Genomic DNA, 16,972 nt, shown 5'->3' with positions numbered 1-16,972 from the left:
CTCAAAGAAAATTCAATTTTACAATAGGTCGATTTGGATTTCCGATTCTTCAGTTGAGGGAATCTGAAATCTCTGCAGTCTGCCTTCAAACTCCAGTTCGTATTCTCCGAGAAAGCCTTTCACCTCAATCTCTCCCTTTGAATCGGAGACAAATTCTGACGGTTTGAGCCACCATTCGCCTTTGAACAGATCTTTAAGAGCATGATAGGAGGGTTTCGGCGTGTTATCCCGGCGGATCAGACCGGATGGGGCATTCAGCCAGGCACCGTCCTTAATATCCCACCATGTGATGGATTCAACCAGAGGATGGGAGAGCAATGTCTTGATGTGCGTGACGACTTCTTCCGCCTGCCGCTCTTCCCCCTCGGGCGTGCTGGGCCAGTCGGTCACCTGAAAATCGTTCAGGTCCTTTATTTCCGGCGGCATCAGATCGCCGGAGATTATGGTGTTTTCGGTGAAATGTATCGGCAGGCCGAAACGTTCGAACCGCTCGATAATCCTCTCTGTCTTTTCCACGCCCCAGTATCCCTGGTGCATATGCGACTGAATGCCTATTACGTCTATTTCAATCCCCGCTTCAAGGCAGCCTTCCACCAGGATGTCATAGGCCGGAGAGGTATCGAAATCGTTTATGAGGAACCGGGCCCGGGGGTTGGTTTCCCTGGCCGTCTCAAACATGATTTTAAGCAGTTCGATACGCCCTTTCTCTTTGCACAGCCTTGTCAATCCGTTGTCGTATTTATCGAAGATGGGCATGATGACCGCTTCGTTCACCACGTCCCAGGTATCTACTATTCCAGCGAAATCCGAAACGTCCCGTTTGATGCGGTCTATCTGGGTCCGGAGGATTTCATCATTGGTCATATTCAGTAGCCAATTCGGGGCAAGGGTATGCCAGCACAGCGGATGGCCTTTGAGGGCAATATCATGGCTGCTGTACCAGGAGGCAAGCTTCTTCATCATTTCCGTACCGGGTTTGCCCTGTTCCGGCTCGAAGTTTGCCCAGTAAAAAGGCAAAGTCACCTGATTGAAAAGATCCAGATATAATTTTGTGATGACATCGGGCTGCTCCCCCGCCGGTCCGTTTAATTCCTTACGGGCAAAGCGGATTATATCATCCTGCCAATTTGAACCGAATTGGAATTTGTGGTTTTTCTGTCCGATGCGAACAGCGCATCCTGCAACCGGCCTGCCCCCCTGTGTCAGTTTTAATTTGACTGAGCCTGTGCGGTTTGTCTGTATTTTTCTATCCAATGCTCCCAAAGCGAAGCCTCCTGTTGGTTGTTACTCAATTTTTTGCCATAAAAAAATTGTATGGCGAACCATAGCTGAAGAAAATCGGTCAAAACACCTATTAACCATTGAGATTAAGACCTATGGGAAATGCCATTCCCGGCTCTATATTAAATAAATGCAAAATCAAGCAGGCTCGCCAGGCCGCTTCCGCGGAACCGGATATACAAGGGATGGATTCCGTCGGGAATCCCGACGGTCCCTTCGTACCTCTCCCATGCTGTTGAAAAATCTGTAACGGCAATGGTGCCGCGAACCGGTCCATCCCATTCGGTCAGAATTTCAAAATGCCCTCTGCAATATCCCCGGGCGCTGATGACCATGCGGCTGACGCCGTTGAATTCAAAGTATTTGAAGCCGGCGACGGCGCCGTCCATCATATTGGCCACATAACCCTTTCCGGTATCGCCGTCACATTCATCCTGGGTGATTTTAGGGAAGCGATTGTCCATATAGGCATTGGCGCCGGTGTAAACCGATTCTTCCTTACAGAAAAGATTGCAGGCCATGTGCGCCGGATATTCTCCGCGGGCCGGAAGGGGCTCTCCCTTTAGTCCGCATGAAGTCATCTCCGCCTGTTCGATCGTTCCGTCCGCAGCCATGATTATCGGCTCGGCACAGGCCTGGCGGCTGAAATTCGTCCCGTTCGTATGGCGGTGGTAGAAAATGTATTTCCTTTCACCGAGATCGAGGATGCCTCCGTGATTGTTACCGCCGTAATACATGGGTTTTTCCGCCGGCTTGTAGCTGTTTATATGAAGATCGCTGTTGCTTATCACCACTCCCCGGTATTCAAACCCATCGGTCGGACTGGAGCTGACGGCGTAACACAATTCGTGAAAGACCACAGAGGAGTACACAAAATAATACAAGCCATTGATTTTGCGGATAGACGGTGCTTCGAAGAACTCGTGACCGGCAAAAGAGCTGCCCCGGGAATAGGGTTTGCTCGGTGCTATGTTATTGGGCCCTTCGAGAACAGTCAGCATGTCCTCTCCCAGAACGGTTACCATGGGACCGGTCCGGGACGGATCATCGGCGGGGCAGAATCCGGTGTAGAGATAGGTCCGGGTACCCTCGGTGAGGACGCCCGGATCAAACTGCGGCTCATCATCGGGTCCTTCTCCCAGAAGGGTTCCGTCGTCATGATGAACATATCCGTAAAAGCTGTATCTGCCCGCCGGGCTGTCGCATACGGCGACGGAGACCACGGACACCTTATCAAGCACATAGTAAAGGTAGTATCTTCCGTCGGGTCCCCGGGTGACATCGGGCGCGTAAAGACACATCCTGCTATGGGGATTCAGCGGGTCATCGGTTTTTTCATATATGACCCCTTCATACTGCCAGCTGGTCAGGTCGCCGGGATCGGCGGACCAGCAGACATAATCATTCAGGCAGTACCCGTGCCCGTTGAATCTGTCGTGGGAGCCGTAGATGTACACTCTTCCGTCGAATAAATGCGGTTCCGCATCGGGGACGTATTCCCATGACGGAAGATAGGGGTTAATTCCCCGTTGCTGAAGTGAAGATTCATTTGCCATGGTTGGGCCTCCCGCTGCAGTTGTATCTAATTATTTTCCATTCGCCTCATATAAAAATCAATCCGTCTTTTTGCCTATATGGATAGGTTATATGACCGATGCATTGAGGGGTGTTTACGCTGCTTTCGGATTTTTTTTTTCAGGTTAAAATCAATTAAAAATAAAGGTAGGTGAATCAGCCATGAGATCTATGGATAAACGGGCGGAAGAAATAGTACGCGAACTGCGGATTGAAGAAAAACTGGCTCAGCTCTACTCAGCCTGGTGCCATTTTTCCGAAAACGGCCATATAAAAATCCGAAGCATGGAAGGGTTTAAAAACACCTACCGCGAACTGGATATGAAGAAGGATTTCCAGCACGGAATCGGTCATATCGTGAGGCCTCTGGGCAGTCAGCCCATATCCGCCCTTGCCGGAGTGAAAGCGCTCAATTCCATTCAGGAGTACCTGGTCAAACACACCCGCATGGGTATTCCCGCTCTCCCCCACGAGGAATGCCTGACAGGCCTCATGGCAAGGGGCGCGACGCTTTTCCCTTCGGGTATAAACAACGGCTCGCTCTGGGATGAAGATCTCATCGGCGAAATCGCAGAAGCTATCGGTTATGAGCTGCGAAGCGTCGGCAGCAAGCTCGGGCTGGCGCCGGTCCTGGATGTGGCCCGCGATGCCCGCTGGGGACGGCTTGAAGAGAGCATGGGAGAGGATCCCTATCTGGTCGGATCTTTAGCGACGGCCTGGGTTCGCAGTTTTCAGGGGCCCGATGAAGATGTTATGGCCACCCTCAAGCATTTCGCCGGACACTCTCTTCCCGAAGGCGGACGGAACCACGCTCCGGTCAGGATCGGCGAGTCGGAATTGAATGACACGATGCTGCTGCCCTTTGAGATGGCGGTCAAACTCGCGTCCCCGGGAGCTGTGATGCCCGCCTATCACGACATAGACGGCATCCCGCTTCACGCATCGCGGAAATATCTGGGCGATGTTCTCAGAGAAGCCTGGAAATTCCAGGGGGTTATTGTTTCCGATTACGCGGGAATAGGTCAGCTTCACAACGAACACCGTGTCGCTGAAGATATGGAAGAGGCGGCCGCTCTGGCTCTTGAAGCCGGTGTCGACGTGGAGTTTCCCGGAGACGAGTGCTTCGGGCAAGCCGCCCTGAAGGCCATTGAAAAGGGAAAACTACCGGTGGCTCTGGTAGACCAGGCCGTCAAGCGGGTGCTGAAGGAAAAAATCAGGCTGGGACTTTTCGACAAGCCCTATGCTGATGAAAAAGCCATAGACCTCCGCTCCGAATCGACAAGAAATACGGCCTATAAGGCTGCGGCACAATCAGCTGTACTCTTAAAGAACAATGGTATCCTTCCTCTTGAGAATCCCGGTTCGCTAGCTCTTATCGGCCCATTGGCAGATGATAAGATGGCTATGCTCAGCGGCTATTCCTTTCCCGTTCACCTCATTCTCAGCGGGCTGGACGATGAAGATCCGGAACTCAAAACCGTCAGAACCGTATTTGAAGAGTTCTATCCCGGCAAAGTCGGCTTTTCCAAAGGATGTGATGTCCTGACAGAGCGTCCCAAAGAAGCGGCGGTTTTCCCCGGGGATCTGTCACTGGACGGCAGAAGTCAGAAAAGCTACATAAGCTACGACACCTCCGGATTTTCAGAGGCCATCGATCTTGCCCGAAAATCCGATACGGTCATTGCCGTTCTGGGAGATCTCGCCGGATTGTTCCTCACGGGAACTGTGGGAGAAGGATCCGACACGAGCTCCCTGCGGCTCCCCGGCGTTCAGCATCAGCTACTCGAAGTTCTCCTTGCCACGGGTAAGCCGGTCATTGCCGTGCTCGTAAGCGGACGGCCCTATAGCCTGGGAAGCCTCGGGGAGAAATGCGCAGCCGTACTTCAGGCCTGGCTTCCGGGAATGTATGGGCCGAAAGCGATTTTCGATCTTCTTACAGGAAGGGAGAACCCCTCGGGGAGGCTGCCTGTTTCAATTGTGGAGAATGCGGGGGTCATGCCCTATTTCTACAATCATAAACTCAAGTCGGCCGGCACTCCGCTCCATCCGGATTTTGCAGCGGATTATCCCTTCGGCTACGGTTTGAGTTATACGTCCTTTTCCTACTCCGATTGGGAAATTCCGGCCGTCCCGGTTGAGATAACCGGTTCCGTCAGAGGCTCGTTTAAAATTACCAATACCGGCCCTGTAAAAGGCGCTGATGTCATCCAGATATATGTGAGGGATCTGTTTGCCAGCAGGGTCCGCCCCGTAAAAGAGCTTAAGGCATTCAAAAAAGTCTTTCTTGAGCCCGGAGAAACCGCCGATGTGGAATTTGAAATACCTGTGGATATGTTGAATTTCACGGTTGACGACTTTGTCCGGATCGTCGAACCGGGCGACTTTGAAATTATGCTGGCCGGAAACGCGGAATCCATCGAATTCAGCACGACTGTACAAGTAACAGGGGAAAGGCGGCCGCTTCCGGATAATTGGGAAATGAAATCATCCCTTACCATACGTAAACATTTATAGTAATATATTCGGATTATGGAAAGTTACTGTGAGTCTTGCACCAATGGGTGAATTCAATAAAGTATACGGTGTTATAACCGCAGGTATAAACGACTCGTACCAGGCGGGGATCTGGCGGGGGATCGTCTCAAAATCGGAGGAACTGGGCACAGGGCTGGTGAGTTTCCTCGGTTCGCGTATCAATTCGCCCCATCCCGATGAGAGTAATTCCAACATAGTGTATTCGCTTGTAGGGAAGAATCAGATCGACGGCCTGATTATTGTCAGTTCGTCCATATCCACTTATGTGGAGCCGGATCAGCTGGCCAAGCTTCTGGAGCCATGGTCGGACATTCCGAGAGTCTCACTGGGACTTGCCATTCCGGGAATCCCCAGCGTCACCGTTGAAGGGCGAAAGGCTATCGGCTCAATCATAAAACACCTGATCCACGACCACAAACGACGCTGCTTCGGTCTGATATCCGGTCCGCTACACCATGAGGAATCGCGCTTGAGAATGAACAGTTTCTACGAATTCCTCGAAAACGAAGGCATACCGACCGCGTCGGTACCCTGGGTCGAGGGAGATTTCAATACCGAGTCGGGCAGACAATGCGTTTCGGCCCTGCTCGATTCGGAAGTAGAACTGGACGCTTTGTTCTGCTTGAATGACAACATGGCCCTGGGAGCTATGGAGGAATTGATATCCCGGGGGTACCGCATTCCCGAGGATATTTCGATTTTCGGCTTTGACGGGATTGAGGAAGCTCAGTTTTTCAATCCTCCCCTTACCACGGTTCGTCAGCCTTTATATGAAATGGGGGCCAAAGCCGTTGAAATGCTCTTTCAGCAACAGGAGGGAGAGCCCGTATCGAACATAAAACTCAGCTCTTCTCCGCTCATAGGGGAATCCTGCGGATGCAAAAGCCATGAGAGAACTTTCGGCAACGGGGATTTCGCAATTTCTACGAAAAGCCGGACCTATTCCGATTCGGAAATCAAAGAGCTGAAGAAAACAATTCTGGAGGGACGGGAAGAGGATTTTCTCGAACAGCTTTCCGAAAGCCTCGGCTCTTCCATGCAGTCTCCCTCAGCCATTCAATCGCTTCAGTCCATGCTTTTTGCTGTTCAAAAAGATCTGCTCCTGTCCGTGAAAGCTTCCGACCGGAACCGAATTGAAGAGATATCAGATTTAATAGCCCGGGGAGTCTCATACCTGAATCAGCAAATGGTTTTTTCCCTTTCCTCCAGGAGACTGAAGGAAAAAGAACAGAATTCCATAACCCGCTCTTTCGGAGCCTATATATCGGAAGCCTTTGATAAGGATTCCATCCTGAACAGGGTGAAAGAGGGCCTGTCCCTTATCGGTTACTCCGAAGGCTATATCGGAATCATGACCGGATGGGGCGAGGAAAACCGGAAAAATCACGACAGATGGGAACTCTTCCATCTATCTGAGGAAGTCCGGTATCTGAACAGTTTCGATGGTGGAATCCAGCAGCTTCCCGACGCTTTGCACAAAGCCTGGGGAAAGAGCCGCTGCGTCATAAAACCCCTTGTTTCAGAATCGGAAATTTTCGGGATCATCATTCTGCCGGTAAAAACCGATGACCCGGGCTTCTACGACATCATATCCAAGCAGATCGCCAGCACCCTCAAAGGCTACCACCTGATGGAACAGGTCAAACTGCACGAGCGGGGTCTGGAAGTGGAAGTAGAGAAACGCACCAGGGAACTGATAAGAATCAACACGAAGCTCCAGAGCGAAGTGGAACTGCGCACGAGGCTAGAAAGCGATCTCATCGAAATATCCAATCAGACCATGAACCGGATCGGACAGGATCTGCATGATGATTTGTGCCAGCATCTGGCAGGTATTTCCATGCTCACCAAAGTTCTGGGAAAAAGTCTGCCCGAAGGATCGCCGACCTCCGATACGGTTGAGAAGATAGCGAATATGCTGGGAGATTCCATTGAAAGGGCGAGGAACATTTCCCGGGGGCTCGTTACCATCGGCCTTGCGGAAAACGATTTTGTCGCGACCATCGACAGTCTGATAGAATCACTGAAGAAAAGCAGCGGATTGCCTATTTCTCTTATTGTGGGTAATAATTTCTTCATAGAAAAGGGGGACAGACGAATCCAGCTCTACCGGATTATTCAGGAAGCCCTCTCCAATGCCATAAAGCACTCAGGGTGCAGCAGAATCGTGGTAGATCTGGGAATGTTAAACACCCGGAACAGCAGTGCTTATTCCCTCAGCAGCCTCCAGCCTTCTGCCGGGCACCCGGTTTCAGGTTTTTATGTTCGTATCGAGGATGACGGAGTGGGCTTTGTAAAACCCGAAAAGTCATCGGGGATGGGTTTGCAGATAATGGAATACCGGGCGGAAAAAGCCGGCATGACCCTTGATTTCCGGAAAACCAAGGGAGGGGGCACGACCGTGGTGTGCGCCGCCATCAGCTAATTCAGTGAAAGAAAAGGAAGAAAGATATGCCTAGCAAAGGAATAATCGAATTTCTGGTTGTAGATGACCACCCGATTTTCAGACAGGGACTTGTCGCTCTCCTCGAGAGCGAATTGAGATATAAAGTCAAAGGGCAGGCGGGGAGCGCCCGCGAGGCCGAACAGTTTCTCTCAGGCGAGCAGGTTGATATCATACTGCTCGATATGTCCCTCGGCGACAGCAAAGGCATCGATCTGATCCGGGATTTGAAAAGCAAATACCCATCGATTCCCATACTTGTCATATCCATGCACGACGAGCTGATTTATGCCGAACGGGTATTAAAAGCCGGCGCCAGCGGCTACATTATGAAGGAAGAAGCCTGGGCTGTGACTCTGGAAGCCATTCAGAAAGTGCTGAACGGCAAAGTGCATGTTTCGCAGAACATAAACCAGCGCCTGCTTTCGAAAATGTATTCGCAGAAGGACGAAACCCTGCCCGAAGAGCTGTTGAGCGACAGGGAGTTTGAAGTCCTGGAATACATGGGCCAGGGCTACGGCACGGGTGAAATTTCCGAATCGATGAACCTTTCGGTTAAAACCGTCAGCACCTATCGCGATCACATCAAAGAAAAGCTCCAGCTCTCCTCGGCCGCTCAGGTCCGCCGCTACGCCGTAAAATGGTGGCAGAGCAGACGAACCTGATTCCGGTTCAGGTCGCGGCGCTGAGGACGATGCAGTTCCAGCTCAGGGGAAGAACCTCACCGGAAATTTGTCCCTTTTCATAAGCGATACCTGAACCGTCCCGGGGAACGACATTGTCCCGGTCGTCCTTACTGTTTACAGCCTTGTTGTCTTCATGAACCATGACCTTGTGTTCGTCCAGCCGGAATTCTTCGAATCCGTCCAGTTGAAAATCGAGAGAAACTGCGGACTCCCGGTTGCGGTTTATCACGAACAGGGCCAGAACCCCGGTCTCTTCGTTATGGACCGCTGCCACATCCAGATAGGGGATATCCCCGTATTTCTCATTCTTATAGGACGGACAGTCAACCATCAACCGGATGGCGGTTCCCCTTCCGTACCGGGAAGCGTATTGGAATGGATAATAGATTGTCTGCTTCCAGGCGGGACCGCCGTTTTCCGTCATGATCGGGGCGATGACATTCACCAGCTGGGCGAGACAGGCGATTTTAACCCTATCGGAATGGCGGATCAAAGTGTTCAGCATCATTCCCACCACGAGGGCGTCTTCGAAAGTGTATATATCCTCGAGAAGCGAAGGGCCGACCTGCCAGGGCTTGTTTTTGTAAATATTCTGATCCTGCTGATTGGAGTGAAACCAGACATTCCACTCGTCGAAAGAGAGATAGATCGTCTTTTCGGATCTTTTTTTGGCCTTTATATAATCACAGGCGTGAATGACTTCCTCGATATATTTGTCCATGCTTAAAGGGGCGGCGAGAAATGTTTCAAGATCGTCCTTAGCATTCTCCAGGTACATATGAATGGAAATGTAGTCGACGTTCTCGTAGCTTTCGTCAAGGACCTGTCTCTCCCATTCGGGAAATGTGGGCATACCGCAGCCCGATGAACCGCAAACCACAAGTTCCAGCTTCGAATCGAATAATTTCAAAGCCTTGGCCGTTTCATTGGCCAGTCTGCCGTATTCGTATGCTGTCTTATGTCCGACCTGCCAGGGACCGTCCATCTCATTGCCGAGGCACCAGATGCCGATGCCCAGGGGTTTATCCCGGCCGTGGCTTTTTCTCAATTCGCTCCAGTACGAACCTTCCGAATGATTTGAGTACTCAACGACTTCAGTGGCCTCCTGCAATCCTCTGGTCCCGAGATTAACGGCCATCATCACTTCCGATCCGGCTTTTTCAGCCCATCTGGCAAATTCATGGAGACCTATTTCATTGGGCTCGGTGGATTTCCAGGCCAGATCCAGGCGCCTGGGCCTTTCTTCGACCGGACCGACGGTGTCTTCCCATTTGTACGCCGATACGAAATTCCCCCCGGGATAGCGGATAATCGGGACATTGAGTTCACGAACCATCTCCAGAACATCCTGTCTGAATCCCTCTTCATCGGCAGTTTCATGGCTCGGCTCATATATACCGCCGTAAACAGCTCTGCCGAGATGCTCGATAAAGGCTCCGTAAATCCTCTTGTCGATCTTTGCTATGGGCAAGTTTTTATTCGCGTATATTTTGGCTTTCATAGTCATTCCTTCCTTTTAATTTACCTTATGACTTAATCAAATAAAACATGATATATATCACAATAGAATTATCTGCCCGACCTTCTATTTGAAGGACCGGAAGTAAGGTACGCAGACCTCCATCCATTCCCGGGCGTCGGCCAGCTGAATCTCCAGTTTTTCTCTGACGGCGCGGGCCCGCTGAGGATCAATCCTCTCTGAAACCTCATCCCAGTGACTGATCATTCCTTCAACGCCGGACACGCCTGTCTTATATCGCTCCTCGATTTCGTCCATGAGAGTTCTCCCTGACGAAAGCTTTCTGTCCCAGGGAACATGATGAAACCAGAGAAGATATTTTTCCGGGCAGGTATCCATCGATCCGAAGAGAGAGGAACAGGGCTCCGGGTACTGTTCCGTGGCCTTTGTTCCCGTAGGACTGCGGTCGAATCCCAGACCTTTACGATCAGCCCGGTGATAATAAGTCGATCGCCAGTCCTCCCTTTCCCCGCCGTCGAAACCGGGATCGGGACCGTAATGGTGCCCCTCTTTCATTATATGATGGAGGCCGAGAGGCGTCATATAATTGATGCAGGTTTCCCATGAAGGGAGGAGCATCCGCATACAAACATCGATGACTTTTTCGTCGGAACCGAAGGTTTGAACAGCCCATTCTTCGGCGATAGCTTCGGAACTCAGACCGGGGTTCCAGGCCAGACGACCGTAGGCGTACCAGTTGAGCGGATGAAAATGAGATCCGCACCAGGTTTCCTCATCTCCGATATTCGAAACCGCCGCTATGCCGGTGATTCTGCCGTTCCGTTCATTCGTAAGGCGGGAAACAACCGAAGAGGGCGATTCCGGATTCGATAAGCCGCTGGCGAAATCGAAATCCAATATCTCCTTCCACATGGGCGCCAGGTAGACGATATGATTGCCCTGGCCAAGGTATTCCTGGGTTATCTGGAATTCCATAAAGGAATTCGTGGAATGGAGATGGGAGAAAAGGGGGTGAACAGGCTCTCTGGGCTGGAAATCGATCGCTCCGTTCTTGATCTGGATCACGCAATTGTCATCGAACTCTCCATCCAGTGCCGAGAAAGTCGAATAGGCGGTTTTAGCTCTGTCCGCTTCGCCGTGGCCGTATACAAAGGCCCTCCAGATAAGCACCCCTCCATGGGGAGCGAGAGCGCGGGCCAGCATATTGGCCCCCTGGGCATGATTCCGGTTATAACTGAAGGGGCCGGGCTGGCCTTCCGAGTCGGCTTTGACCAGAAATCCTCCGAAATCGGGGATGAGCGCATAAATCTCGTCGCATTTTTCCATCCACCATTGACGAACCTCCGGATCCAGAGGGTCCGCCGTATCCAGACCGCCGATGATCATCGGCGATGCGAAATTGACCGAAAGAAATGTCCTGATTCCCCAGCCCGCCAGAACCTGCGCTATGGCTTTCACTTTCCTCAGATTCCCGCTCTGCAGAACCGTCTGGGCGTCATTGACATTATTCAGCACGCTGCCGTTCAGGCCGACAGATGCGCAGGCCCTGGCGTAATCTGTATAACGGTTATCCACACGGTCCGGCAGCTCGTGCCACTTCCACAAAGATTTCCCCGCATATCCCCGCTCTATCGTTCCGTCGAAATTGTCCCAATGATTGAGCATTCTCCAATTGAATGCCGGCGATCCGCTATATGTACTGCCCGGTTCGGGAAGATGGCCGGTCGTGATCCTCCGCAGGAGCTCAAAAACGCCATAGATTAAGGCCGGCTCGTCTTCGCCGATAACCCAGAGGGCATCGCTTTCCCCTCCATGACCCGATTCAGAATTTCCGGGCATGATCAGGGTAAAAGCTTCCGGTTTACCATTCACACTGCCATCAGATTCAGGCCCTGTTCCCTGAATCATTTCGCCCAGGGAATGCTTTGTTCCCGCTATTATTGAGGGGCGGGATCTGGTGCTGTCATTTCTCTGAGAATTGATAAGACGAACTGTTTTCACCTTTTCCCCGGTCAGGCCGGAGAACCCCCGTTCCAGTTCAGCGGCAACATTAGCCATGACCGGTCCCTCTCCATAGACATGGATTTCCCTGCACAAATCTTCAGCCATAGCCAGTCTTTCGCCGCTTAATCGGTTATAGGCCATCCACAAATCATATCCGCTGCAGTTTTTCATACTATTCATTTTGCTTCTTCTATGGTTATTTCCAGAATTTCCGTCGACCATGTTTCCGGAAAGTCATTGATGAACCGGGGAGAACAATTGCTGATGAGCACCTGACAAACTCCCGGAACGAGACGTCTGATACCGTCATCGCCAACGGTTTCGAAATCTTCAGGCTTTAGAACGAATTCAGCCCTGACGGAGGCTCCCGCGGCAATATTCAACCGCTGAAAAGCCTTGAGACTCCAGTCCGGTCCCTTGTGCCCTTCTCCGCTGTGCCTCAGATAGACCTGGCAAACCTCTTCGCCTTCTCTGCTGCCCTTATTGGCAATGTCCAACCGGATTTTAATGTTTTCACCGGCTCTTATTCCCGTGCCGGAAATTTCCATGTTTTCAGGGGCGAAACGGCTATAACTCAGTCCGAATCCAAAGGGAAAGAGCGGCCGTTTTTCCATGTACCGGTAAGTCCGTCCCGCCATGGAATACTCCTCGTAAGGGGGAAGGTCTCCGGTGGAAGCGGGAAATGTGACGGGGAGCTTGCCCGAGGGGTTTGTCTCTCCGAAAACGATATCGGCTACAGCGCTCCCTCCCTGTTCTCCGGGATACCAGGCGAAGAGAATCGCATCGGCGATGTTCTCAGGCACGGCGATCGGGCTTCCGCCGGTGAGAATGAGTACCAGCGGCTTGCCTCTGTCTCTCAGGGCCTGAAGATATTCCAGCTGCCATGGCGGCAGCTCTATCGTATCCCGGTCTCCCTTACAGTCGGAGGCTACGGCATCTCCCTCTTCCCCCTCGATGGCATTGTCGATTCCGAAGACCGCGATAACGACATCGGCTTTTTCGGCCATACCCACAGTCCAGCCCGTATTCTTGTTCGGTCCGTACATCCCGATTCCCGGGTGATAGTCCATGCTGACAGCAGGCCGTTCCGAAACGGCCCCGCTCATCCCTTCCAGAATGGAAATCAAGTCGGGGCTGAGACCGTGGTAGTTGCCCAGAAGAACATGGAGATTCGCCGCTGCGGGGCCTATGAGCAGGATGCGTTTGGGCGAATCGTCCAGAGGCAGGAGTTCATCGCGGTTCTTTAAGAGAACAATGGATTTTCTCGCGGCTGTTAAGGCCAGATCCAGGTGCTCCGGCGATCGGATGACCTCAGGATCCGTACCTTTGTAGGGGTTGGGGTTTGAAAGATCATCTGTCCCCAGGATCCCCAGTTTATATCTGGTTCTCAAAAGCCTGGCGACCGAAAGATCGAGATAGGATTCGTCCAGCAGACCGTGCCGCACAGCATTGCAAAGGACTTCATAGGCGTTGCCGCAGTTCAGATCGCAACCCCTTTGCACCGCCAGAGCCGCCGATTCTTCGGCATTTCGGGTTAAGCCATGGTTTTCGTGAAGGTCCTTGATGGCCCAGCAGTCAGACACATAATGGCCTTCAAAACCCCAGTCTCCCCGGAGAATCTCTTCCATAAGGAAGCTCGACGCACAGCACGCTTCTCCGAGTGTCCGGTTATAGGCCCCCATAACCGATTCCACCCCTTCTTCCACCAGCGCTTTGAACGCCGGAAGATATGTCTCGTGGAGGTCCTTCAGTGAAACACGGGCATCGAAGCTGTGGCGGAGGGCTTCGGGGCCGCTGTGGACCGCAAAATGCTTTGCGCAGGCGGCTGTTTTCAAATAGCGTTTATCCCCGCCCTGAAGTCCCCGTACGAATGCCTGGCCCATCCGGGTCGTCAGGACGGGATCCTCTCCATAGGTCTCCTGCCCTCTGCCCCATCGGGGATCTCTGAAGATATTAATATTCGGTGTCCAGAAAGTAAGGCCGTGGTACTGTTCCCTCACTCCCCGGGAAACAGCCTGATCATACTTGGCTCTGGCTTCATCGGCAATGGACGAAGCGACGGACTCGGCGAGCCCGGGATCGAAGGTCGCGGCCAGGGCGATCGCCTGGGGAAAGACCGTTGCGGTTCCCGCCCTGGCTACTCCGTGAAGGGCCTCGTTCCACCAGTTGTACCGGGGAATTCCGAGCCTGTCGATGGCCGGGCTCCCGTGAAGCATCTGGGAGACTTTTTCTTCCATGGTCATTTGTTGTATTAGATCTGCAATTTCCTGTTCCTGCTCCTTGGCAAGTCTGACAAAACTCATAGGGGAACACTCCTTGTTTACATTGTTTCTCAGTTACGTGGATGCTCCACGAAGGATCTTTGAGATTTCCGCCGAGAGAAGCGGACCGAGGATTGAGTATCCCGCGGCATCCAGGTGAAGCCCGTCGGGAAGCAGATTGCGGTCCGGCCGGCCCTCATCAGTCAGGAAACGGCTTCCCGGGTCCAGGAACGCGTATCCCTTTCGGGCGCATAAGCCTCGCAATCCTTTATTGATATCAGTGATGCGGGAACCGTAATCGATGCCGGTTTCATCCCGGTCTCTCGGTAGGATTCCAACAACAAGAAGTTTCGCATCGGAAAGCCGCGTTTCTATGCTCCCGCAGATATCAGCCAGTCTATCGAGGATATAGACGTTATCATGGGTTCCTATATTATTGGTCCCGGCGAGGATGACAGCCACAGAAGGATTCATCCCTTCCAGTTCGCCGTTTTCCATACGCCAGAGAATATTCTCCAGAGTGTCTCCGCCAAAGCCGAGATTCGCCGGACGGAAGCTTCCGAAGAACCGGTTCCAGAGATCGGGATTATCCTCCCATCGCCGCGTAAGGCTGTCTCCTATAAAGACCGAGTCGACATTGTCCTTACCGGTCATATCCATAATCCGCCTGTGCTTTTCTATATGATGATCATCTGTGCGCATGATTGGCTCTATCGGCATGTTCCGGTCTCCCTTTCCCTGCGGCATTTCCATCGGACACCGCAAACCCTCGATATGAAATCAAGTATATCAGAGAGGGAGGCCATCTTTGTATAGGTTAAATCACCGACCATATTATCAGTATTTCCCCCGCTATGTTGAACCGAATGACCGCCCTTATACTTTTTTCAACCGGCGGATCATTCAAAGTCGTCTTTGATGCTTTTCCTCCGGAATACCTACTCTATGGAGGTGCACTAATGAAGCGCACTTTATTTACTGCTTTTCTATTAGTCATTTTATCCGCCGTGCTTTTCGCCAGTGGAGCAGATGAAACGAAGGGTGCCCAGGGCAACGGAGAGCCCCATGTATTCTCTCCCGACAATCCGGTCACAATCGATGCCTGGATCGTTACCAGCCAGACAGCTCCCTCGCCGGACAACAAAATTTCGAAATTGCTGAAGGAGAAGCTCGGAGTTACGCTTAATTACGATATAACAACTCCCGATCAGCAACTGGATCGTATCGGAATCATGCTGGCAGCGGGATCGATTCCCGAGCTTGTCGGATCAACCGATCAGCAAGCGAGGCTTGTACAGGGCGGCGCTCTCCTTCGTCTCGACGATTATCTGGACAGCGGCCGCTGGCCTCTCCTTGCGGAGCATGTCAGACCGGTTCGCAAAAAATTGACATGGACAGGCGGAGGCGTTGAAGACGGCCTGTACCAGTTCCCCAATTACAACCGCTTCTATGGAAATCCCCCTATAATGTCGCCTATCCACTGGGGTACGGCATTCTGGATCCAGAAAGACGTACTCGCATTCCACAATTATCCTTCGCTGGAAAACATGACGCTCGAGCGCTATTTCGATATGATCGAGTCCTATATGAAAGCCAACCCCACTATCGACGGTGCGAAAACAATCGGGTTCTCCTTTCCCATGCAGGGTCGTGTCTGGGGTCTTACCAATCCTCCCCTGTTTCTTGCGGGATATCCCAATGACGGCGGCGTAATGGTCGATGACGGCCAGGCTAAAATTTATGCTAACTCTAAATATGCCTACGATTACTTCAAATTCCTGAACATGGCTCATGACCGTGGCCTGGTTGATCCTGAATCTTTCACTCAGACTCTGGACCAGTATCTGGCGAAAGTCGCCAGCGGCCGTGTCCTCGGTGTTCATGACCAGAGATGGAGTTTCGGAACAGCCAACGACGCCCTTGTAGCCAATGGCCAGTACGAACGGACATATGCGGCGACTATGCCGACATTCCCCGGTAAGAAACCTTATTATGCCGATAGAGATGTATTGAATATCAACCAGGGATTCGGAATTGCCTCCAACGCCGAAAATCCCGAATTGCTTCTCGATTTCCTCGAGATCATGCTGACTCCCGAATGGCAGACCATTCTTTCCTGGGGTATAGAAGGCGAAGACTACCTGGTCGATGAAAACGGCCTTTTCTACAAGACTCAGGAAATGCGCGATAACTTCAACAACCTTACCTGGAAACAGGACAACCGGCTGGAAGCCCTTCTCGACATTATGGTTAAGAGACAGGGAGAACTGCCCGGAGGCAATGCTTTTGCAGCCGGCGATCAGCCCGGAGAGTTTTTCGACAGCCTGAAACAGTACGATAAGGACTTCCTTGCGGCCTACGGTCTTCAGACCTGGAGACAGTTCGTAAACGATCCTCCTCCCAACCCCGCTCATTATCCCGCGTGGCAGATATCTCCTCCTGACGGCAGCGCCGCCCAGGTCGCCAACCAGCAGCTGGAAGATGCGGCCCAGAGATACTTAAGCGAAGCAGTCCTTACTGATCCTGCAAGATTCGACAGTGTCTGGGATGAATATATGGCTGCCATAGACAGCATCGATGTAGCGGCTTTTGAAGCTGTGATTACCGAAGGCGTGCAGGCTCGTATCAGAGCGGCAGGCGGAGAATAGAATAGAGCTTAAGCTGCAATAAAAAGGTGGGGCGCCTTATGGCCCCCACCCGCTTTTGT

General features: G+C 52.0%; 10 protein-coding genes. 4 read left to right on the top strand and 6 right to left on the bottom strand.

Going from position 1 to position 16,972, the window contains the following annotated elements:
• Positions 1-18: 18 nt before the first annotated feature.
• Positions 19-1,263 carry an endo-1,4-beta-xylanase gene (locus HNR50_RS07875; RefSeq protein WP_184745602.1) on the bottom strand — a complete coding sequence of 415 codons (1,245 nt, stop codon included), beginning with the start codon at positions 1,261-1,263 and terminating at the stop codon, positions 19-21.
• Positions 1,264-1,403: 140 nt separating this feature from the next.
• On the bottom strand, positions 1,404-2,837 hold the full coding sequence (locus HNR50_RS07870) for a family 43 glycosylhydrolase (RefSeq protein WP_184745600.1): 1,434 nt from the start codon (positions 2,835-2,837) through the stop codon (positions 1,404-1,406).
• A 181-nt stretch (positions 2,838-3,018) separates the two neighbouring features.
• On the opposite strand from HNR50_RS07870, the gene HNR50_RS07865 reads away from it, so the two are divergent.
• From HNR50_RS07865 to HNR50_RS07855, 3 genes are read left to right on the top strand one after another with little or no spacing between them, the layout of a single operon-like run.
• Positions 3,019-5,370, top strand: a complete 2,352-nt coding sequence (locus HNR50_RS07865; protein ID WP_184745598.1) for a glycoside hydrolase family 3 N-terminal domain-containing protein — start codon at positions 3,019-3,021, stop codon at positions 5,368-5,370.
• Between the two features lie 28 nt (positions 5,371-5,398).
• Positions 5,399-7,816, top strand: coding sequence for a substrate-binding domain-containing protein (locus tag HNR50_RS07860; RefSeq protein ID WP_184745596.1), 2,418 nt, complete (start codon positions 5,399-5,401; stop codon positions 7,814-7,816).
• A gap of 26 nt (positions 7,817-7,842) precedes the next feature.
• Positions 7,843-8,499 carry a response regulator transcription factor gene (locus HNR50_RS07855; RefSeq protein ID WP_184745594.1) on the top strand — a complete coding sequence of 219 codons (657 nt, stop codon included), beginning with the start codon at positions 7,843-7,845 and terminating at the stop codon, positions 8,497-8,499.
• 7 nt (positions 8,500-8,506) lie between these two features.
• Here HNR50_RS07855 and arfA read toward each other — a convergent pair whose 3' ends face one another.
• The 4 genes from arfA to HNR50_RS07835 all read right to left on the bottom strand — a co-directional run bounded on the left by arfA (position 8,507) and on the right by HNR50_RS07835 (position 14,985).
• The gene (gene arfA, locus HNR50_RS07850) at positions 8,507-10,021 is read right to left on the bottom strand and encodes an arabinosylfuranosidase ArfA (protein ID WP_221439831.1); all 1,515 of its coding nucleotides are present in this window, start codon (positions 10,019-10,021) and stop codon (positions 8,507-8,509) included.
• Between the two features lie 84 nt (positions 10,022-10,105).
• Positions 10,106-12,184, bottom strand: a complete 2,079-nt coding sequence (locus HNR50_RS07845; RefSeq protein WP_184745590.1) for an alpha-glucuronidase family glycosyl hydrolase — start codon at positions 12,182-12,184, stop codon at positions 10,106-10,108.
• On the bottom strand, positions 12,181-14,307 hold the full coding sequence (locus HNR50_RS07840) for a glycoside hydrolase family 3 C-terminal domain-containing protein (RefSeq protein WP_184745587.1): 2,127 nt from the start codon (positions 14,305-14,307) through the stop codon (positions 12,181-12,183). Before HNR50_RS07840 ends, HNR50_RS07845 begins: the two co-directional genes overlap by 4 nt.
• 33 nt (positions 14,308-14,340) lie before the next feature.
• Positions 14,341-14,985, bottom strand: coding sequence for a GDSL-type esterase/lipase family protein (locus tag HNR50_RS07835; protein WP_184745585.1), 645 nt, complete (start codon positions 14,983-14,985; stop codon positions 14,341-14,343).
• 146 nt (positions 14,986-15,131) lie between these two features.
• Here HNR50_RS07835 and HNR50_RS07830 point away from each other — a divergent pair, with 146 nt between their 5' ends.
• The gene (locus HNR50_RS07830) at positions 15,132-16,913 is read left to right on the top strand and encodes an extracellular solute-binding protein (protein ID WP_184745583.1); all 1,782 of its coding nucleotides are present in this window, start codon (positions 15,132-15,134) and stop codon (positions 16,911-16,913) included.
• Positions 16,914-16,972: the final 59 nt, after the last annotated feature.

This window comes from Spirochaeta isovalerica, from assembly GCF_014207565.1.
Lineage (GTDB): Bacteria > Spirochaetota > Spirochaetia > DSM-2461 > DSM-2461 > Spirochaeta_F > Spirochaeta_F isovalerica.
Note: the sequence above shows the minus strand (reverse complement) of the source record. Positions and strands in the feature narration are given on the sequence as shown.